This is a genomic window from uncultured Streptococcus sp. (genome assembly GCF_963521865.1).
Taxonomy (GTDB): domain Bacteria; phylum Bacillota; class Bacilli; order Lactobacillales; family Streptococcaceae; genus Streptococcus.
Window position 1 is genome coordinate 148,554 of record NZ_CAUQWY010000001.1, and the last position, 20,285, is coordinate 168,838.

At 38.4% G+C, this 20,285-nt stretch carries 19 protein-coding genes and 1 pseudogene; 16 read left to right on the top strand and 4 right to left on the bottom strand.

What is annotated here, in order from left to right; genetic code table 11:
- The first annotated feature begins 212 nt into the window (after positions 1-212).
- The 12 genes from RWO85_RS00730 to lacG all read left to right on the top strand — a co-directional run bounded on the left by RWO85_RS00730 (position 213) and on the right by lacG (position 12,083).
- A complete protein-coding gene (locus RWO85_RS00730; protein ID WP_169435153.1) occupies positions 213-689 on the top strand; it encodes a PTS sugar transporter subunit IIA in 477 nt (158 codons plus the stop codon).
- 38 nt (positions 690-727) lie between these two features.
- Complete coding sequence (locus RWO85_RS00735; RefSeq protein WP_000590547.1) at positions 728-1,033, top strand: PTS sugar transporter subunit IIB; 306 nt, start codon at positions 728-730, stop codon at positions 1,031-1,033.
- A 52-nt stretch (positions 1,034-1,085) separates the two neighbouring features.
- Positions 1,086-2,561, top strand: a complete 1,476-nt coding sequence (locus tag RWO85_RS00740; protein WP_314413347.1) for a PTS galactitol transporter subunit IIC — start codon at positions 1,086-1,088, stop codon at positions 2,559-2,561.
- A gap of 203 nt (positions 2,562-2,764) precedes the next feature.
- The gene (locus RWO85_RS00745) at positions 2,765-3,661 is read left to right on the top strand and encodes an aldose 1-epimerase family protein (RefSeq protein ID WP_314413348.1); all 897 of its coding nucleotides are present in this window, start codon (positions 2,765-2,767) and stop codon (positions 3,659-3,661) included.
- A gap of 284 nt (positions 3,662-3,945) precedes the next feature.
- Complete coding sequence (gene lacA, locus RWO85_RS00750; RefSeq protein ID WP_000029277.1) at positions 3,946-4,371, top strand: galactose-6-phosphate isomerase subunit LacA; 426 nt, start codon at positions 3,946-3,948, stop codon at positions 4,369-4,371.
- Positions 4,372-4,401: 30 nt separating this feature from the next.
- Positions 4,402-4,917 (top strand): galactose-6-phosphate isomerase subunit LacB, encoded by a 516-nt coding sequence (lacB, locus tag RWO85_RS00755; protein WP_001216918.1) that lies wholly within the window; start codon positions 4,402-4,404, stop codon positions 4,915-4,917.
- Between the two features lie 10 nt (positions 4,918-4,927).
- On the top strand, positions 4,928-5,857 hold the full coding sequence (locus RWO85_RS00760; protein ID WP_314413350.1) for a tagatose-6-phosphate kinase: 930 nt from the start codon (positions 4,928-4,930) through the stop codon (positions 5,855-5,857).
- Between the two features lies 1 nt (position 5,858).
- Entirely contained in the window at positions 5,859-6,839 is a 981-nt protein-coding gene (lacD, locus tag RWO85_RS00765; protein WP_314413353.1) for a tagatose-bisphosphate aldolase, read from the top strand.
- A gap of 743 nt (positions 6,840-7,582) precedes the next feature.
- Positions 7,583-8,419: a transcription antiterminator gene (locus RWO85_RS00770; RefSeq protein WP_314413355.1), complete on the top strand. Its 837-nt coding sequence runs from the start codon at positions 7,583-7,585 to the stop codon at positions 8,417-8,419.
- Positions 8,420-8,454: 35 nt separating this feature from the next.
- Positions 8,455-8,772 carry a PTS lactose/cellobiose transporter subunit IIA gene (locus tag RWO85_RS00775; protein WP_023936918.1) on the top strand — a complete coding sequence of 106 codons (318 nt, stop codon included), beginning with the start codon at positions 8,455-8,457 and terminating at the stop codon, positions 8,770-8,772.
- Positions 8,772-10,463 (top strand): lactose-specific PTS transporter subunit EIIC, encoded by a 1,692-nt coding sequence (locus tag RWO85_RS00780; protein ID WP_314413357.1) that lies wholly within the window; start codon positions 8,772-8,774, stop codon positions 10,461-10,463. The genes RWO85_RS00775 and RWO85_RS00780 overlap by 1 nt, the downstream gene beginning before the upstream one ends.
- 213 nt (positions 10,464-10,676) lie before the next feature.
- Entirely contained in the window at positions 10,677-12,083 is a 1,407-nt protein-coding gene (gene lacG / locus RWO85_RS00785; RefSeq protein ID WP_314413358.1) for a 6-phospho-beta-galactosidase, read from the top strand.
- A 33-nt stretch (positions 12,084-12,116) separates the two neighbouring features.
- Here lacG and RWO85_RS00790 read toward each other — a convergent pair whose 3' ends face one another.
- From RWO85_RS00790 to nrdH, 4 genes are all read right to left on the bottom strand, one after another.
- Positions 12,117-12,884, bottom strand: a complete 768-nt coding sequence (locus RWO85_RS00790) for a DeoR/GlpR family DNA-binding transcription regulator (protein ID WP_314413360.1) — start codon at positions 12,882-12,884, stop codon at positions 12,117-12,119.
- A gap of 141 nt (positions 12,885-13,025) precedes the next feature.
- Positions 13,026-13,988, bottom strand: coding sequence for a class 1b ribonucleoside-diphosphate reductase subunit beta (nrdF, locus tag RWO85_RS00795; protein ID WP_049538880.1), 963 nt, complete (start codon positions 13,986-13,988; stop codon positions 13,026-13,028).
- A gap of 193 nt (positions 13,989-14,181) precedes the next feature.
- Positions 14,182-16,341 (bottom strand): class 1b ribonucleoside-diphosphate reductase subunit alpha, encoded by a 2,160-nt coding sequence (nrdE, locus tag RWO85_RS00800; RefSeq protein WP_314413362.1) that lies wholly within the window; start codon positions 16,339-16,341, stop codon positions 14,182-14,184.
- Between the two features lie 80 nt (positions 16,342-16,421).
- Positions 16,422-16,640: a glutaredoxin-like protein NrdH gene (gene nrdH / locus RWO85_RS00805; RefSeq protein WP_000259240.1), complete on the bottom strand. Its 219-nt coding sequence runs from the start codon at positions 16,638-16,640 to the stop codon at positions 16,422-16,424.
- A 349-nt stretch (positions 16,641-16,989) separates the two neighbouring features.
- On the opposite strand from nrdH, the gene RWO85_RS00810 reads away from it, so the two are divergent.
- The 4 genes and pseudogenes from RWO85_RS00810 to RWO85_RS00825 all read left to right on the top strand — a co-directional run bounded on the left by RWO85_RS00810 (position 16,990) and on the right by RWO85_RS00825 (position 20,190).
- The gene (locus RWO85_RS00810) at positions 16,990-17,253 is read left to right on the top strand and encodes a phosphocarrier protein HPr (protein WP_000146947.1); all 264 of its coding nucleotides are present in this window, start codon (positions 16,990-16,992) and stop codon (positions 17,251-17,253) included.
- A gap of 5 nt (positions 17,254-17,258) precedes the next feature.
- Entirely contained in the window at positions 17,259-18,992 is a 1,734-nt protein-coding gene (gene ptsP / locus RWO85_RS00815) for a phosphoenolpyruvate--protein phosphotransferase (protein ID WP_314413364.1), read from the top strand.
- A 133-nt stretch (positions 18,993-19,125) separates the two neighbouring features.
- Positions 19,126-19,620 (top strand): YkgJ family cysteine cluster protein, encoded by a 495-nt coding sequence (locus tag RWO85_RS00820; protein WP_000031471.1) that lies wholly within the window; start codon positions 19,126-19,128, stop codon positions 19,618-19,620.
- Positions 19,621-19,675: 55 nt separating this feature from the next.
- Positions 19,676-20,190: pseudogene (locus tag RWO85_RS00825) on the top strand (ClbS/DfsB family four-helix bundle protein).
- Positions 20,191-20,285: the final 95 nt, after the last annotated feature.

Consider the following 20,285-nt stretch of genomic DNA (forward strand, 5'->3'; position numbering starts at 1 on the left):
CAGCTAGTTTCCTAGTTTGCTCTTTGATTTTCATTGAGTATTAAAACAAAAAATGTTTAATATGTTTGTTTATGTGTTTGTTTTTATAAGTCAAACTATAAAAACAACAAAAATATAAAAAAAGAGACAAAAAAGAACAGAAAATCATTGACAACGATTTCATATAGTGTTATACTTATAGCATAAAGTTAATGGAAAGAAGGGAAAACCTTATGGGATTAGATCATTTCTTTGACAAAAACCTTGTGTTTTGCTTAGAAGCGGATAATCAAGAACAACTCTTTGATCAGGTTGCAACTTTATTGGAAGAACGAGAAATCGTAACTCCAACTTATCGTGAAGCCTTGATCACGCGTGAAAAGTCATTTCCAACTGGCTTAGATATGGAATTTTTGGGTAAGGATTTGCCGAATGTGGCTATTCCTCATACAGATACAATTCATAATCTTGCCGAAAAAGTTGTGGTCGTTCGATTAGAAAAACCAGTGACTTTCCACAATATGATTGCGCCAGATAAGGAAGTAGAAGTATCCTTGCTCTTCTTTATCATTAATAACTCAAGTTCAAGTCAAACGAATATTCTTGCTCAGTTGATGGACTTCTTTACAGGAAATGGCCATTTGGAAGATTTGGCTAAAATTTCTGAACCAGAAGCTATCTATGCTTATATAGCTGAAGCAACTGCATAATCTTGTCTATTAAAAATATTAAATCGGAGGAAATCCATATGATTAAAATTCTTGCTGCCTGCGGTGCAGGTGTTAACTCAAGCCACCAAATTAAAAGTGCTCTTGAAGAAGAACTTTCAAACCGTGGTTTTGATGTTCACTGTGATGCGGTAATGGTCAAAGACGTTAATGAAGACCTTATCAAAGGTTATGACATTTTTACCCCAATTGCTGCGACAGACCTTGGTTTTGATCCAGGTATTCCAGTTATCGAAGCTGGACCAATCTTATTCCGTATCCCAGCTATGAGTGCTCCAGTATTTGACAACATTGAAGCAGCTATTAAAGAACACGGATTAAGCTAATAAATACTTTATTTAGTTAACATTCATATAACATAAAAAGGGAGGAACTGTTATGGATGCAATCTTTGGTCTAATCAAAGAATTTTTCACACCTATCTTAGATATGGGTGGACCTGTCATCATGTTAATTATTTTGACAGTATTGGCTTTACTTTTTGGAGTGAAATTCTCTAAAGCGCTTGAAGGTGGTATCAAACTTGCTATCGCTCTTACAGGTATCGGTGCCATCATCGGTATGCTAAATGGTGCTTTCTCAGCATCACTTGCAAAATTTGTTGAAAACACAGGTATCCAATTGAGTATTACTGACGTTGGTTGGGCACCACTTGCAACAATCACTTGGGGATCTGCTTGGACACTTTACTTCTTGCTTATCATGTTGATTGTTAACGTAGTGATGCTTGCTATGAAGAAAACTGATACACTTGACGTTGATATCTTCGATATCTGGCACTTGTCTATTACAGGTCTTTTGATTAAATGGTATGCTGACAACAATGGTGTGAGCCAAGGGGTTTCACTCTTGATTGCTACAGTAGCTATCGTCCTTGTTGGTGTGTTGAAAATTATCAACTCTGACTTGATGAAACCTACATTTGATGACCTTCTTAACGCACCAAGTTCATCACCAATGACATCAACTCACATGAACTATATGATGAACCCAGTTATCATGGTTTTGGATAAGATTTTTGAAAAATTCTTCCCAGGTCTTGATAAATATGACTTTGATGCTGCTAAATTGAACAAGAAAATCGGTTTCTGGGGTTCTAAATTCTTTATCGGTTTCATTCTTGGTATTGTTATCGGTATTATGGGAACTCCACATCCAATTGCAGGTGTTGCAGATGCAGATAAATGGCGTCTTGTTATCAGAGGATGGTTGTCTCTTGGTTTGACTGCCGGTGTATCTTTGGAACTCTTCTCACTTATCGGTTCATGGTTCATCGCAGCCGTAGAACCACTTTCACAAGGTATTACAAACGTTGCTACTAAACGTCTTCAAGGACGTAAATTCAACATCGGTCTTGACTGGCCATTCATCGCTGGTCGTGCTGAAATCTGGGCTTGTGCTAACGTACTTGCACCAATCATGTTGATTGAAGCAGTACTTCTTTCAAAAGTCGGAAATGGTATCTTGCCACTTGCAGGTATCATCGCTATGGGTGTTACTCCAGCTCTCTTGGTTGTAACACGTGGTAAATTGCTCCGTATGATTATCTTCGGAACACTCTTGTTGCCACTCTTCCTTCTTTCAGGTACACTTATTGCACCATTTGCAACAGAACTTGCTAAAGGTGTAGGTGCCTTCCCAGCAGGTGTGAGCGAAACTCAATTGATTACTCACTCAACTCTTGAAGGACCAATCGAAAAACTTCTCGGTTGGACAATTGGTAACACTACAACAGGTGATATCAAAGCAATCCTTGGTGCTGTAGTCTTCCTTGTATTCTATATCGGTATCTTTGCTTGGTACAGAAAACAAATGATCAAACGTAACGAAGAGTACGCAGCAAAAGCAAAATAATGCGCTCCTATAAAATGTAAGCTCAATGAAAATCAAAGAGCAAACTAGGAAGCTAGCTGCAGGATGTACTAAAGTACGGCAAGGCGACGCTGACGAAGTTTGAATTGGATTTTCGCAGAGTGTAAATTGTTGAAACTAGGTTGTCATACCATTAGGAGTGACAGCCTAGTTTTTTATAAACTATCAAGAAATCGGAGAAAATAATGGTAATTGAATTAAAATCAGAACAATTAAGAGTTCAATTTAACAGTTTTGGTGGGGCTCTTTCTTCTATAAAAGATGCTGAGGGACTTGAGTATTTGTGGCAAGGGGATGCTACTTATTGGAGTGGACAAGCTCCTGTTCTCTTCCCCATTTGTGGTTCATTGAGAGAGGATACAGCCGTCTATATAGATGAGAAGGGGCAGGAAAGCAAAGGAAACATTCCTCGTCATGGTTTGGTTCGCAAGAAAGAATTTGAATTAGTTGAACAGACAGACAAGAGTGTAACTTTTGCAATTGAAGATGATGAGAATAGCTATCAAAACTATCCTTATCATTTCCGCCTAGAGATCACTTATAGCCTTTCTGGAAAGACAGTACGGACTCAATACAAGATCTTTAATAAAGAAACTAGCAAGGTCATGCCTTACTTTATTGGTGGACATCCAGGATTTAATTGTCCTCTATTTGATGATGAAGTCTATGAAGATTACTATTTAGAGTTTGAGAAAGAGGAGACTTGCTCTGTTCCACGTCCTTTCCCAGAAACTGGTATGTTGGATTTTCAAGATAGAAGTCCATGGCTAGAGAGTCAAAAAGAAATAGATCTTAGTTATGATCTTTTCAGTACAGATGCAGTTACCTTAGATGAATTGCAATCTAGAACAATTGCCCTTCGTTCTCGTAAACATGATAAGGGATTGAAAGTGCACTTTGCAGAGTTCTCAAATCTCATTATCTGGTCAACTTTGAATAAGGGACCTTTCATTGCTTTTGAACCATGGTCTGGCTTGTCAACATCCCTTGAAGAAGGAGATCGTCTAGAAGATAAGAAGAATGTTCGTCTCCTAGAACCTGGTCAAGTGGATCAAATTGGTTTTGACATCGAAATTTTTTAGTTAAAAAACACAAAAACAAACATTAACTGTTGACTTTTTCAGAAAATAGGAGTATATTATGTTTGTAAGGAACAAATGATGTTTGTAACAAACAAATAATCACTTGTTATATTCTCTTTCGTGGAGAAGGATTATTTCTAGGAAACTGGTTTCCTAAACTTGAATAAGGTGTCATTCATCTCATTCAATCCAATTTGTCAATAAACTGCTAGAGAGCTTTTGTAGGTAAACTGCTAACTATAAAAGGTTTTACTAGCCTAGAAAAATAAAAAGGAGTATACAATATGTCTATTGTTATCGGTGCAGATGCTGCAGGTTTGAGATTGAAAGAAGTTGTGAAAGACTTCTTGGAAAAAGAAAACTTCCACGTTGTGGATGTTACAGCTGAAGGTCAAGACTTTGTTGATGTGACTCTTGCTGTTGCTGCAGAAGTAAACAAAGAAGAACAAAACCTTGGTATCGTGATTGATGCTTATGGAGCTGGTCCTTTCATGGTAGCAACTAAGATCAAAGGAATGGTTGCTGCAGAAGTATCTGACGAACGTTCAGCTTATATGACTCGTGGACACAACAACTCACGTATGATCACTATGGGTGCACAACTTGTTGGTGATGAATTGGCTAAAAACATCGCTAAAGGATTTGTTAACGGTAAATACGATGGTGGACGTCACCAAATTCGTGTTGACATGTTGAACAAAATGTGCTAATTAGATTACAGTAAGAAAGGTAAGTTAAAAATGAGAATTGCAATTGGATGTGACCACATCGTAACAGATGAAAAAATGGCGGTTTCAGAATTTTTGAAATCAAAAGGATATGAAGTTATTGACTTTGGTACATATGACCATACACGTACTCACTACCCAATCTTTGGTAAAAAAGTAGGGGAAGCTGTAACTAGCGGTCAAGCTGATCTTGGGGTATGTATCTGTGGTACTGGTGTTGGTATCAACAACGCTGTAAATAAAGTTCCAGGTGTCCGTTCTGCCTTGGTTCGTGATATGACAACAGCCCTTTATGCTAAAGAACAATTGAATGCCAACGTTATCGGATTTGGTGGTAAGATTACTGGTGAATTGCTCATGTGCGATATCATCGAAGCTTTCATCCATGCTGAATACAAACCAACTGAAGAAAACAAAAAATTGATTGCGAAAATTGAACATGTCGAAAGTCACAATGCTCAACAAACAGACGCAAACTTCTTCACTGAATTCCTTGAAAAATGGGATCGCGGAGAATACCACGACTAAGAGGTGACCTATGATTTTAACAGTCACAATGAACCCATCCATTGATATTTCCTATCCTTTGGATGAGTTGAAGATTGATACTGTCAATCGTGTGGTGGATGTAACCAAGACGGCTGGTGGTAAGGGGCTCAATGTTACCCGAGTACTTTCAGAATTTGGGGATTCTGTTCTTGCTACTGGTTTAGTGGGTGGCAAACTTGGTGAGTTTTTGGTTGAAAATATTGATGATAATGTTAAGAAAGATTTCTTTTCTATTCAGGGGGAAACTCGTAACTGTATCGCTATTCTCCACGGAGACAACCAAACAGAAGTTCTTGAAAAAGGTCCTGAAGTATTGGAACAGGAAGGTCAAGAGTTTTTGGAACATTTCAAAAAACTCTTGGGCTCAGTTGAAGTAGTAGCTATCTCAGGTAGTCTGCCAGCTGGCCTTCCAGTTGATTACTATGCGAGCTTGGTAGAACTTGCTAATCAAGCTGGCAAGCCTGTTGTTTTGGACTGCTCTGGTGCAGCACTTCAGGCGGTTCTTGAATCACCACATAAACCAACAGTCATCAAACCAAATAATGAGGAATTGTCTCAGCTTCTAGGAAGAGAAGTTTCTGAGGATTTGGATGAATTAAAAGAAGTACTTCAAGAACCTTTATTTGCAGGTATTGAATGGATTATCGTTTCACTTGGTGCCAACGGTGCCTTTGCCAAACATGGTGATACTTTCTACAAGGTAGATATTCCTAGAATTCAGGTGGTCAATCCTGTTGGATCTGGAGACTCTACTGTGGCAGGAATTTCTTCAGGACTTCTTCACAGAGAATCGGATGCAGAATTACTCATCAAGGCAAATGTCCTTGGTATGCTCAATGCTCAAGAAAAAATGACTGGTCATGTCAACATGGCCAACTATCAAGCTCTATATGATCAATTAATAGTAAAAGAGGTATAAAATGGCTTTAACAGAACAAAAACGTGTACGCTTAGAAAAACTTTCTGATGAAAATGGTATCATCTCAGCTCTTGCATTTGACCAACGTGGTGCTTTGAAACGCCTCATGGCTCAACACCAAACAGAAGAACCAACTGTGGCTCAAATGGAAGAACTGAAAGTCTTGGTAGCAGATGAATTGACTAAATACGCTTCATCTATGCTTCTTGACCCTGAGTATGGACTTCCAGCAACTAAAGCTCTTGATGAAAAAGCTGGTCTTCTCCTTGCTTATGAAAAAACAGGTTATGACACAACAAGTACAAAACGTTTGCCAGACTGCTTGGATGTTTGGTCTGCAAAACGTATTAAAGAAGAAGGTGCAGATGCAGTTAAATTCTTGCTTTACTATGATGTAGATAGCTCAGACGAACTCAACCAAGAAAAACAAGCTTACATCGAACGCATTGGTTCTGAGTGTGTGGCTGAAGATATCCCATTCTTCCTTGAAATCCTTGCTTACGATGAAAAAATTGCTGATGCAGGTTCTGTAGAATACGCTAAAGTAAAACCACACAAAGTTATCGGTGCTATGAAAGTCTTCTCAGACCCACGCTTTAACATTGATGTCTTGAAAGTAGAAGTTCCTGTTAACATTAAATATGTTGAAGGCTTCGCTGAAGGTGAAGTAGTTTACACACGTGAAGAAGCAGCAGCCTTCTTCAAAGCACAAGATGAAACAACTAACTTGCCATACATCTACTTGAGTGCTGGTGTATCAGCTAAACTCTTCCAAGATACTCTTGTATTTGCCCATGAATCAGGTGCAAACTTTAACGGAGTTCTTTGTGGTCGTGCAACATGGGCTGGATCAGTTGAAGCATACATCAAAGATGGTGAAGCAGCAGCTCGCGAATGGCTTCGCACAACTGGTTTTGAAAACATTGACGAACTCAACAAAGTTCTTCAAACAACAGCGACTTCATGGAAAGAACGCGTGTAAGCAAGTCCTCCTAGGTTAGGAACATGAATCTAAAAATTTTTAAAAAAAGTTGTATGTAAAGGTTTACAAAATAACTTACTTGTGCTATACTTAAATCATAAGTTAATATGAATTAGAAAGTAACTATATGAAGTATAATAAAAATAAGGTATAGTTTATTTTACGAGCTAGGAAGGAAAAAATACAGAAACAATATTGCCAGAATAAACTATATTTAGATGCACATTTCAATTCGTTGTTTTATAAAAGGAGAAGATAAATGCTTACTAAAAAAAGTTTTAAAGCGTTAGTTGTAGGACTAAGTATTGTTTCAATATTCTCAGTTTACACCATAGATTTACCTTAAAGGATATTTCTTTATGAATGATTCTTTTAAAAAAATAACTGTATTTTGTTTTATAGTTTCTTGTGTTCTTTGTTTATTAGATTTAATGAATTTTAAAAATATAGCTACTTTTTTATTTTTCTGTCTTCCTGTTTTTGTTTTGATTTACAAAAATAAATAAAAACAGAGCCTCTGTTTGATGAATTTTAGAACATAGTTAAGTTTTAAAAAAAGTTGTATGTAAAGGTTTACAAAATAACTTACTTGTGCTATACTTAAATCACAAGTTAATACAAGGTGAGTGTTACTAAGTAATATTAGGCATGATCACAGGTGAATTAGAAATCGGATGATTTTCTAGTTCATTTGTGGTCATTTTTTGTACTCATATACCTTTAAGAAATAAAAGGAGGTTGACATGTATCGAATTCTAAATCCAATGAATCACAATGTCTCGCTTGTCAGAAATGATAAAGGAGAAGAAGTGATTGTAATTGGTAAGGGGATTGCATTTGGAAAGAAGAAGGGGGATTTGATTGCTGAAAATCAGGTTGAGAAAATTTTTCGGATGAAGACCGAAGAGTCCAGAGAAAACTTTATGGCTCTCCTCAAAGATGTTCCGCTTGATTTTATCACAGTGACCTATGAAATCATTGATAATCTATCAAAGAAATATCATTATCCGATTCAAGAGTATCTCTATGTAACCTTGACAGATCATATTTACTGTTCTTATCAAGCCATAACGCAAGGAAGGTACAAGGATAGTAATTTGCCAGATATTTCTGCCAAGTATCCTGTCGCTTTTCAAATCGCAAATGAAGCATTTGAAATTTACCGTCAGAAGCTAGCGGATCATTTTCCTGAGGACGAAATTATTCGGATTGCTTATCATTTCATTAATGCCGAAGGTGAAAATGAAGTGGAAGTGGTTGAGTCGATTGATAAGAGGAAAGAAATTCTCAGGAATGTTGAAGAAGTGCTAAAGGGTTATGCAATTCAACGAACTAAAGAGAATAATCATTTCTATGATCGTTTTATGATTCATTTGAATTATTTCTTGGATTATTTGGATAGATCCAGAGATGATAATCAATCACTTCTAGATATGGAAGACCATATCAAACAATCTTATCCAAAAGCATTCGAAGTTGGCTCCAAGATTTACGATGTAATTACGCAACATACGGGTCTTGATTTGTATAAAAGTGAACGAGTTTATCTAGTTCTACATATCCAACGTTTATTGTCATAAAAATTTATTTAAAACTATATAAGGAGAATTCTATCATGAATAGAGAAGAAGTAACATTGTTAGGTTTTGAAATCGTAGCCTATGCTGGAGATGCTCGTTCAAAGCTATTGGAAGCTTTGAAGGCTGCTGAAGCTGGTGATTTTGCAAAAGCGGACGCTCTGGTAGAGGAAGCTGGTAGCTGTATTGCAGAGGCTCACCACGCGCAAACAAGTCTATTGACTAAGGAAGCAGCTGGTGAGGACTTAGCATATAGTGTAACCATGATGCATGGTCAAGATCACTTGATGACAACTATCTTATTAAAAGATTTGATGCACCATTTAATTGAACTGTACAAGAGAGGAGTTAAATAATGAATAAACTCATTGCATTTATTGAGAAAGGAAAACCTTTCTTTGAGAAATTATCTCGTAATATCTATCTTCGTGCTATTCGTGATGGTTTCATTGCAGGTATGCCTGTTATTCTCTTCTCAAGTATCTTTATCTTGATTGCCTTTGTACCAAACTCATGGGGCTTTAAATGGTCTGATGAAGTTGTAGCCTTTCTGATGAAACCTTACAGCTATTCAATGGGTATTCTGGCTCTCTTGGTAGCTGGTACAACAGCTAAGTCATTGACCGACTCAGTAAACCGTAGCATGGAGAAAACCAATCAAATCAACTATATGTCAACACTTTTGGCAGCAATTGTTGGTTTGTTGATGTTGGCAGCTGATCCTATCGAAAATGGTCTAGCTACTGGATTCTTGGGGACAAAAGGTTTGCTTTCAGCCTTCCTTGCTGCCTTTGTTACTGTAGCCATCTATAAGGTTTGTGTTAAGAATAACGTCACTATTCGTATGCCTGACGAAGTTCCACCAAATATCTCACAAGTCTTTAAAGATGTAATCCCATTCACTCTCTCAGTTGTTTCACTTTATGCTATTGATTTACTAGCTCGTCATTTTGTTGGTTCTAGTGTGGCAGAATCAATCGGTAAATTCTTTGCTCCATTATTCTCTGCAGCTGATGGCTATCTAGGTATTACCATTATCTTTGGTGCCTTTGCTTTCTTCTGGTTTGTTGGTATTCATGGGCCATCTATTGTTGAGCCTGCTATCGCAGCGATTACCTATGCAAATGCCGAAGTCAACTTGAACCTTCTCCAACAAGGTATGCACGCTGACAAGATTCTTACTTCTGGTACACAAATGTTTATCGTTACCATGGGTGGTACTGGTGCGACACTGGTTGTTCCATTCATGTTTATGTGGTTGACCAAATCAAAACGAAATCGTGCCATCGGTCGTGCTTCAGTAGTTCCAACTTTCTTCGGTGTAAATGAGCCTATCTTGTTCGGTGCTCCATTGGTATTAAATCCAATCTTCTTCATTCCATTTATTTTTGCTCCTATCGCAAACGTTTGGATCTTCAAATTCTTCATTGAAACTCTTGGAATGAATTCATTTACTGCTAATCTACCATGGACAACCCCAGCTCCACTAGGTCTAGTTCTTGGTACGAACTTCCAAGTTCTATCATTCATTCTTGCTGCCCTTCTAATCGTGGTTGACGTAGTCATTTACTATCCATTCCTTAAAGTCTATGATGAACAAATTCTTGAAGAAGAGCGTTCAGGTAAATCTAATGATGAATTGAAAGAAAAAGTTGCTGCAAACTTCAACACTGCAAAAGCAGATGCTATTCTTGAGAAAGCGGGTGTAGAAGCAGCACAAAATAAAATCACTGAAGAAACAAATGTCCTCGTTCTCTGTGCTGGTGGAGGTACAAGTGGACTTCTTGCGAATGCTTTGAATAAGGCAGCTGCAGAATACAATGTTCCTGTGAAAGCAGCAGCAGGTGGCTATGGTGCTCACCGTGAAATGTTGCCAGAGTTTGATCTTGTTATCCTTGCTCCTCAAGTTGCTTCAAACTTTGAAGATATGAAAGCAGAAACTGATAAACTCGATATTAAACTTGCGAAAACAGAGGGCGCTCAATACATCAAACTAACTCGTGATGGAAAAGGTGCTCTAGCATTTGTACAAGAGCAATTCGATTAACGATAGGGACTGTGAAACAGTCTCCTCTCGTTACGGAAATCGCTATGGCGAATTTCCTAATCGCCTTGTTAATTCGTCGGTAAAAAGATATCGTTTTTACCTCCTCATGTCACAATTCGGTGACTTGGTACAAGAAGTGAGATGGAGAAGGATGGCTCACTGACTCCTCTCCTCTCACTTTTACTTTATTTAAAACAAGAAATAGGTGAAAAAATGACAAAAACACTACCAAAAGACTTTATTTTCGGTGGCGCAACTGCTGCCTATCAAGCAGAAGGCGCTACACGTACTGATGGAAAAGGACCAGTTGCTTGGGATAAATATCTTGAAGATAACTACTGGTACACAGCCGAACCAGCCAGTGATTTTTACAATCGATATCCAGTTGACCTCAAGCTAGCAGAAGAGTATGGTGTTAATGGTATTCGAATTTCTATTGCCTGGTCACGTATTTTCCCAACAGGCTACGGTCAAGTAAATCAGAAAGGTGTCGAGTTTTATCATAATTTATTTACAGAGTGTCACAAACGTCATGTTGAGCCTTTTGTAACTCTTCATCACTTTGACACGCCAGAAGCTCTCCACTCAAATGGAGACTTCTTAAGCCGTGAAAATATCGAACACTTTGTAGATTACGCTGCCTTCTGTTTTGAAGAATTTCCAGAAGTAAACTATTGGACAACCTTTAATGAAATTGGACCAATTGGTGATGGTCAATACTTGGTTGGTAAATTCCCTCCAGGTATTCAGTACGACCTTGCCAAAGTCTTCCAATCGCACCACAATATGATGGTGTCTCATGCGCGTGCAGTCAAGCTATATAAAGATAAAGGCTATAAAGGTGAAATTGGTGTTGTTCATGCCCTGCCTACTAAATATCCTCTAGATCCTGAAAATCAAGCAGATGTTCGCGCTGCTGAGTTGGAAGATATTATTCACAATAAATTTATCTTGGATGCAACTTATCTAGGCCGCTATTCAGCTGAAACGATGGAAGGTGTTAACCATATCTTATCAGTCAATGGTGGTAGCTTGGATCTTCGTGAAGAAGATTTTACAGTATTAGAAGCTGCAAAAGACTTGAATGATTTTCTAGGCATCAACTACTATATGAGTGACTGGATGGAAGCCTTTGATGGAGAAACTGAAATCATCCATAACGGTAAGGGTGAGAAAGGAAGCTCGAAGTACCAAATCAAAGGTGTTGGTCGTCGTGTAGCTCCGGATTATGTGCCACGCACAGACTGGGATTGGATTATCTACCCTCAAGGTTTGTATGACCAAATCATGCGTGTGAAGAAAGATTATCCTAACTACAAGAAGATTTACATCACTGAAAATGGTCTTGGATATAAAGATGAGTTCGTTGATAACACTGTTTACGATGATGGACGTATTGATTATGTGAAACAACACTTGGAAGTCTTATCTGATGCTATTGCAGATGGCGCGAATGTAAAAGGTTACTTCATTTGGTCATTGATGGATGTCTTCTCATGGTCAAATGGATATGAGAAACGTTACGGTCTCTTCTATGTAGACTTTGAAACTCAAGAACGTTATCCGAAGAAATCAGCTCACTGGTACAAGAAAGTAGCGGAAAGTCAGATTATAGAGTAACTTATAAAAAATCCTACCACACGGTAGGATTTTTTATGGTTTAGAAAGAATAATTTTTGTTTGTTTTGAAAGTTGTTCGAACGTTTCTTTGCTCAGTTTAGAATCTGAAACGATGGTATCAATATCAGAGATATTGTAGAAGGTATAAAAATCAAACTTATTGAACTTACTATTGTCAGCTAGTAAGTATTTTTTATTGGAATTATTGAGGGCGATGCGTTGAGATTCACCTTCCTCTTCACTAAAGGTCGCAATCGCATTGTCCTTAATACCATTACAGCTAACGAAGGCTTTAGAAAATTGGAGATTGGCTAAGTTTTGCAAGGTTAGTGTTCCCACAAAGGCTCCAGTGATAGAGCGATAATTTCCACCAATTAAAATCAAATCTGTTAGTTTTCGTTCGTTTAGGATGAGAAATACTGGTAAACTGTTTGTTACAACACGAATATTATCGATTGGAAGTTCACGAGCAAAAGATTCCAAGGTTGTTCCTGGACCAATAAAAATAGTTTCACCCTCATCAATTAAATGGCCTGCAAAACGGCTAATTTCTTGTTTTTCTGCAATCTGTAAGCTTTGTTTTTCAATATTGGAACGTTCATTATTTAAAATAGAACCTGTGCGAATTTTTTCAGCTCCACCGTGCACACGAACAAGTAAATCCCTGTCTGCCAACTCTTGCAAGTAGCGTCTAGCAGTCATATCTGATACATCCAAGCGAGTCATGATTTCTTTTACAGTAATAGTTCCCTTTGTATTTACCGTTTCTAGAATATTATCTAGTTTTTCCTGCTTTAACATCCTTATCACCTCTATTTCTATTACTATTTTATCATAAAGTATTCAATCAATCAATTTAAAAAACAAAAGAAAACAAAAACAAAAATATCATGGTTGTTTTAAACAAACCATGATATTGATATCAGTTATAAAATTGTTGACTTAGTCTAAACCGTAGTTGTAGTCATCGTCTTGCATGGCTTCAACTTCACCAAGAAGGTAACCATTTCCGACTTGAGAGAAGAAGTCGTGGTTGGAAGTTCCTGTTGAAATACCGTTCATAACGATTGGGTTGACATCATCAGCTGAGTCTGGGAAGAGTGGATCTTGTCCCAGGTTCATGAGTGCCTTGTTGGCATTATAGCGAAGGAAGGTTTTAACTTCTTCCGTCCAACCAACACCGTCATAGAGGCTTTCTGTATAGCCTTCTTCGTTCTCGTAGAGAGTGTAGAGTAGGTCGTACATCCAATCCTTGAGTTTTTCTTGCTCTTCTTCAGGTAATTCATTAAAACCAAGTTGGAATTTGTAACCAATGTAGGTTCCGTGAACAGACTCATCACGAATAATTAATTTGATGATTTCCGCCACGTTGGCTAGCTTGTTGTTACCAAGATAGTAGAGGGGAGTGAAGAAACCAGAGTAAAAGAGGAAGGTTTCAAGGAAGACACTGGCAACTTTCTTTTCAAGTGGGCTACCATTTAGATAGATTTCGTTGACAATCTCCGCCTTCTTTTGTAGATAAGGATTGGTATTGGTCCATTCGAAAATTTCTTCAATCTCAGCCTTGGTGTTCAAAGTAGAGAAGATTGATGAGTAAGATTTTGCATGGACAGATTCCATAAATTGGATGTTGTTGAAGACAGCTTCCTCATGCGGTGTACGGATGTCCGAGCGAAGCGCTTGAACCCCTGTTTCAGATTGCATAGTATCGAGAAGTGTTAAACCACCAAAGACTTTTCCGACCAAGTCTTTCTCTTTGTTAGATAGCTTTCTCCAGTCATCCAAGTCGTTTGACAAGGGAATACGTGTATCGAGCCAGAATTGCTCCGTTAACTTTTCCCAAGTTGATTTATCGATGACATCTTCAATGGCATTCCAGTTAATGGCTTTGTAGTAAGTTTCCATTTGAAATTTCTTTCTGTATTTAGTATTGTGATTTCACAATTACCTCTATTTTATCATAAATCTAGAGGAGTATCGTACAAAAAGTCGGTCTTCCGACTTTTTTGTTTTTCCATAGTATAGATGCTTATTCCTGTTTAGTTTAGCAGGGTGAATAAAGACTAATCTGAGAAGATGTAGTTTCCTAAAGTAAAGATTAAATCACACAGCTTTCACATTGGTTAGCACCGACTTCTCCACCGTCATCTGTAAAGGTACGGACGTAGTAGATAGACTTGATACCCTTGTTAAAGGCATAGTTACGAAGGATAGACAAATCACGTGTCGTTTGTTTGTTTTCCTTCTTCCATTCGTAAAGACCTTTTGGAATGTCACTACGCATGAAGAGAGTGAGTGAAAGTCCTTGGTCCACGTGCTCAGTCGCAGCAGCGTAAACATCAATCACTTTACGCATATCCATGTCGTAAGCAGAAGTGTAGTAAGGAATGGTTTCTGTTGACAAGCCAGCAGCAGGATAATAGATTTTACCGATTTTCTTTTCTTGACGTTCTTCGATACGTTGTGTAATCGGGTGGATAGAAGCAGAAACATCGTTTATGTAACTGATAGAACCATTTGGTGCTACAGCAAGGCGGTTTTGGTGGTAAAGACCATCTGCTTGAACCTTGTTGCGAAGTTCAGCCCAATCAGCAGCACTAGGGATAAAGACATCTTTGAAGAGTTCTTTAACACGTTCTGATTTTGGAACAAACTCGCCTGTAATATACTTGTCAAAGTAGCTTCCCTTAGCATAATCTGATTTTTCAAAATTGTGGAAGGTGATACCACGTTCACGCGCGATATTGTTTGACTCAACCAAAGTCCAGTAGTTCATAAGCATAAAGTAGATGCTTGTAAATTCAACAGACTCAGGCGATCCATATTCAATCAATTGTTGGGCAAGGTAGCTGTGAAGTCCCATAGCACCAAGACCAAAGGTGTGAGCTTGGCTATTTCCATGGTCAATCGTAGGCACAGCCACGATGTGCGAACTATCTGTAACGAAAGTAAGAGCACGAACCATAGCACGGATAGAACGACCAAAGTCAGGTGAGGTCATCATGTTAACTACGTTAGTTGAACCAAGATTACATGAAACGTCCGTCCCCATTTGAAGGAATTCTTGAGCATCGTTAATCAAGCTTGGTTCTTGGACTTGAAGAATCTCAGAACACAAGTTACTCATGATGATTTTTCCATCAACAGGATTTGAACGGTTAGCCGTATCAATGTTGACTACATAAGGATAGCCAGACTCTTGTTGCAATTTAGAGATTTCCGTTTCCAAATCACGCGCCTTGATTTTTGTCTTGCGAATGTTTGGATTTGAGACTAGTTCATCGTATTTTTCAGTAATGTCGATGTAGTTGAAAGGTACACCATACTCTTTTTCGACAGAATAAGGGCTGAAGAGGTACATTTCTTCATTTTTACGCGCCAATTCGTAGAATTTATCTGGAACCACGACACCGAGTGAAAGAGTCTTAACACGAACTTTTTCATCGGCATTTTCTTTCTTAGTTGAAAGGAAGGCGATGATATCTGGGTGAAAGACATTGAGGTAAACAACCCCAGCACCTTGACGTTGACCTAATTGGTTTGAGTAAGAGAAGCTGTCTTCGAAGAGCTTCATAACTGGTACGACCCCAGAAGCTGCTCCTTCATAACCTTTGATAGGTGCACCAGCTTCACGAAGGTTGCTGAGGGTAATTCCCACACCACCACCGATACGTGAAAGTTGAAGAGCTGAGTTGATAGAACGTCCGATAGAGTTCATATCATCAGTTACTTGGATCAGGAAGCAAGATACCAACTCCCCACGACGAGCACGTCCAGCATTCAAGAAGGAAGGAGTAGCAGGTTGGTAGCGTTGGTGGATGATTTCATTGGCAATATCGATGGCAACAGCTTCATTGCCATCAGCGAAATAAAGGGCATTAAAGAAGACACGGTCTTCCATACTTTCAAGATAATATTCACCGTCGTTTGTCTTCAAGGCATATTGATTGTAAAACTTATAGGCAGCCATGAAAGACTTGAATTGGAAATTTTGATCTTTGATAAATTGAGACAATTCTTCCAAAAACTCTGGACGGTATTTCTTGATAAAAGCTGTTTCGATGTAGTTGTGTTCAATGAGGTAGTTGATTTTATCTTTAATTGAATCAAAAACCATAGTGTTTGGAACTACATTTTCTTTAAAGAAAGCATCCAAGGCTTCCTTATCTTTATGAAGCATGATTTGTCCATTAACAGGACGGTTGATTTCGTTATTGAGACGGAAGTAAGTCACGTCCTCAAGATGTTTTAATCCCATAAAATTTTCCTTATCTAATTACAAAAGAAAGGCTTCTAAGTTAGCCCTAGAAGCAGTTTCTTCTGGATGATGTACTAAGATTATGCTAATTGTTTCAATTTTCCTGGTTGGAAACCTGAAAAGACTTCAGTTGGTGTTTGGATAACAGGAGCTGCGCTGAAACCGAGCTCTTTAACTTGATCGATGTACTCAGGTTGCTCATCAAGATTGATTTCACGATAAGCTACATTATTACTGTCCAAGAAACGCTTGGTCATTTTACATTGGACACAGTTGTTTTTAGAATAAACGGTTACCATTGTGTAACTCCTCTTTAAAATTTAATTCTATCCTAGTATATCAGAAAATAAATTTTTGTCAATGATTTAAAACTAAATATAGTGGTCTATTTTTCTACATAACCTAACAAAACACAATATGTAGTGTTTGTTTTGTGAAATAGTGATAATTATCCTATGATTTGTTTTTTGAAAAACTATATCCTGTGTTTTGCCATCTAGGATAGAAGATTTTCAGCAAGTTATCTGAAAGGAAATCGAATAAATCCCATAAAATGCTTGAAAAAAATCCTAGAAGATGATATAATACCAAATTGTAAGGGTTATCACATATAACTCAAAAAAGAAAGAACAAAAGGAGAGTCAAACTATGGCTTCTAAAGATTTCCACGTAGTGGCAGAAACAGGTATTCACGCACGTCCAGCAACATTGTTGGTACAAACTGCTAGCAAATTTGCTTCAGATATCACTCTTGAGTACAAAGGTAAATCAGTTAACCTTAAATCAATCATGGGTGTTATGAGTCTTGGTGTTGGCCAAGGTGCTGACGTAACTATCTCAGCTGAAGGTGCAGATGCAGATGACGCTATCGCTGCAATCTCAGAAACAATGGAAAAAGAAGGATTGGCATAAGGAAAATGACAGAAATGCTTAAAGGAATCGCAGCATCTGACGGTGTTGCAGTTGCAAAAGCATATCTACTCGTTCAACCGGATTTGTCATTCGAGACTGTTTCAGTCGAAGATACAAACGCAGAAGAGGCTCGTTTGGATGTTGCTCTTGAAGCTTCTCAAAACGAGCTTTCTCTTATCCGCGAGAAAGCTGTAGGTACGCTTGGTGAAGAAGCGGCTCAAGTTTTTGACGCTCATTTGATGGTTCTTGCTGACCCAGAATTGATTGGTCAGATTAAAGAAACAATCCGTGCTAAGAAGGTTAATGCTGAAGCAGGTCTTAAAGAAGTGACTGACATGTTCATCACTATCTTTGAAGGCATGGAAGACAACCCATACATGCAAGAACGCGCAGCGGATATCCGCGACGTGACAAAACGTGTATTGGCAAACCTTCTTGGTAAGAAATTGCCAAACCCAGCTTCTATCAATGAAGAAGTAATCGTGATTGCGCATGACTTGACACCATCTGATACAGCTCAATTGGACAAAAACTTTGTAAAAGCTTTTGTAACAAGCATCGGTGGACGTACAAGCCACTCAGCTATAATGGCACGTACACTTGAAATTGCAGCTGTATTGGGAACAAATAACATCACTGAAGTAGTGAAAGACGGTGATATTCTTGCCGTTAACGGAATCACTGGTGAAGTCATTATCAATCCAACAGATGAACAAGCGACAGAATTTAAAGCAGCTGGTGAAGCTTATGCTAAGCAAAAAGCTGAATGGGCACTTTTGAAAGATGCTCAAACAGTGACTGCTGACGGTAAACACTTCGAGTTGGCTGCTAATATCGGTACTCCAAAAGACGTTGAAGGTGTTAACAACAACGGTGCTGAAGCTGTTGGACTTTACCGTACAGAATTCTTATACATGGATTCTCAAGATTTCCCAACTGAAGATGAGCAGTATGAAGCATACAAGGCAGTTCTTGAGGGAATGAATGGTAAACCAGTCGTTGTTCGTACAATGGATATCGGCGGAGATAAGGAACTTCCTTACTTTGATATGCCACACGAAATGAACCCATTCCTTGGATTCCGTGCCCTTCGTATCTCTATTGCCGAAACTGGAGATGCAATGTTCCGCACACAGATCCGCGCTCTTCTTCGTGCTTCTGTTCATGGTCAATTGCGTATCATGTTCCCAATGGTTGCCCTATTGAAAGAATTCCGTGCAGCTAAAGCAGTCTTTGATGAAGAAAAAGCAAACCTTCTTGCTGAAGGTGTTGCAGTTGCGGATGATATCCAAGTTGGTATCATGATTGAAATCCCTGCAGCAGCGATGCTTGCAGACCAATTTGCTAAAGAAGTTGACTTCTTCTCAATTGGTACAAACGACTTAATCCAATACACAATGGCAGCAGATCGTATGAACGAACAAGTTTCATACCTTTACCAACCATATAATCCATCAATCCTTCGCTTGATCAACAACGTTATCAAGGCAGCTCACGCTGAAGGTAAATGGGCTGGTATGTGTGGTGAGATGGCTGGCGACCAAAAAGCTGTTCCACTTCTTGTCGGAATGGGCTTGGATGAGTTCTCTATGTCAGCAACATCAGTACTTCGTACACGTAGCTTGATGAAGAAATTGGATACTGCTAAGATGGAAGAGTACGCTAACCGTGCCCTTACAGAGTGTTCAACAATGGAAGAAGTCCTTGAACTTCAAAAAGAATACGTTAACTTCGATTAATGTCATTAACCTTGTAACCTAGTTGCAAGGTTTTTTGACGCATTTTGGGAAAGTATAGTCTAATAAAGTCCACTTTTCAATGGTTCATAGGCATGGTATAATAGGGGAAAGTAATTAGAATAAGAGAGAAATCATGTCTAAAGAAATTGATATTGAGTATTACCATCAGCTAGCCTTGCAAAAGCAAAAGGAGCACCGTAAAGTTTTAGCCAATTTAAAGAAAAAGCCACCAAAAAATCTAGATAAGATAGCCCAGCAGATTCACGAGGAAGTCTTTGCAGAGATTGATTGTACGGCCTGTGCTAACTGTTGTAAGACATTGGGGCCTGACTTTAAGGAAGCAGACATCACTCGTATTGCTAAGTACTTTAAGATGAAATTACCAGCTTTTGAAGCGGAATTTCTGCAGGTAGATGAAGATGGTGATAAGGTTTTTAAATCCATGCCTTGTCCCTTTTTAGGAGGAGATAATCTATGTTCCATCTATGATGTTCGTCCAAAGGCCTGTCGTGAATTTCCTCATACAGACCGTAAAAAGATTCATCAAATCAATCATCTAACTATTAAGAATACTTTGACCTGTCCAGCAGCTTATCTCTTTGTTGAGAAATTAAAGGATAAGTTATAGAGATTTAAAGGAGAAAAAATTCTCATAATAACTAGCAATATGAAGGGAGAACTCTGTGCCTAGACCGAAAACAAAAGAGGAGCTAATGTTGGCCTCTAAGGAAAACTATGAAAAGCTCAATCGTTTCATCTCCCAACTAAGTGAAGATGAGCTACAGACTCCATTTGATTTTTCAAGAGACCCAAAGAAAAAAGAAGCTCACTGGAAAAGGGATAAAAATCTACGGGATGTCTTGATCCATCTTTATGAATGGCAGCAGTTACTTTTGACCTGGGTCCATTCTAATCAAAAGGGTCATGAGAGACCTTTTCTCCCTGAGCCTTATAATTGGAAAACTTATGGACAAATGAATGACGCTTTTTGGAAGAAGCGACTAGACTCCTAGAACAATCACATAGGGAGATTTTAGAGTTGATAAAAGTTTTTAGCAATGACGAACTCTTTGCCAAAGGTATCTATAAGTGGACGGGAGGGACAAGTCTAGGTTCCTACTTTGTTAGTAGCACGTCAAGCCACTATGATTGGGCTCTGAAAAAACTCAAAGCTCACCGGAAGAATTGTAAAGGATAGATGGACTATTTGAAATGGCAAGAAAGAGTTCTTTTAAACGTAAGATAAAAGCAAAGGGCTATCAAGTGATGTAGCCCTTTTGAGTTATACAAGCA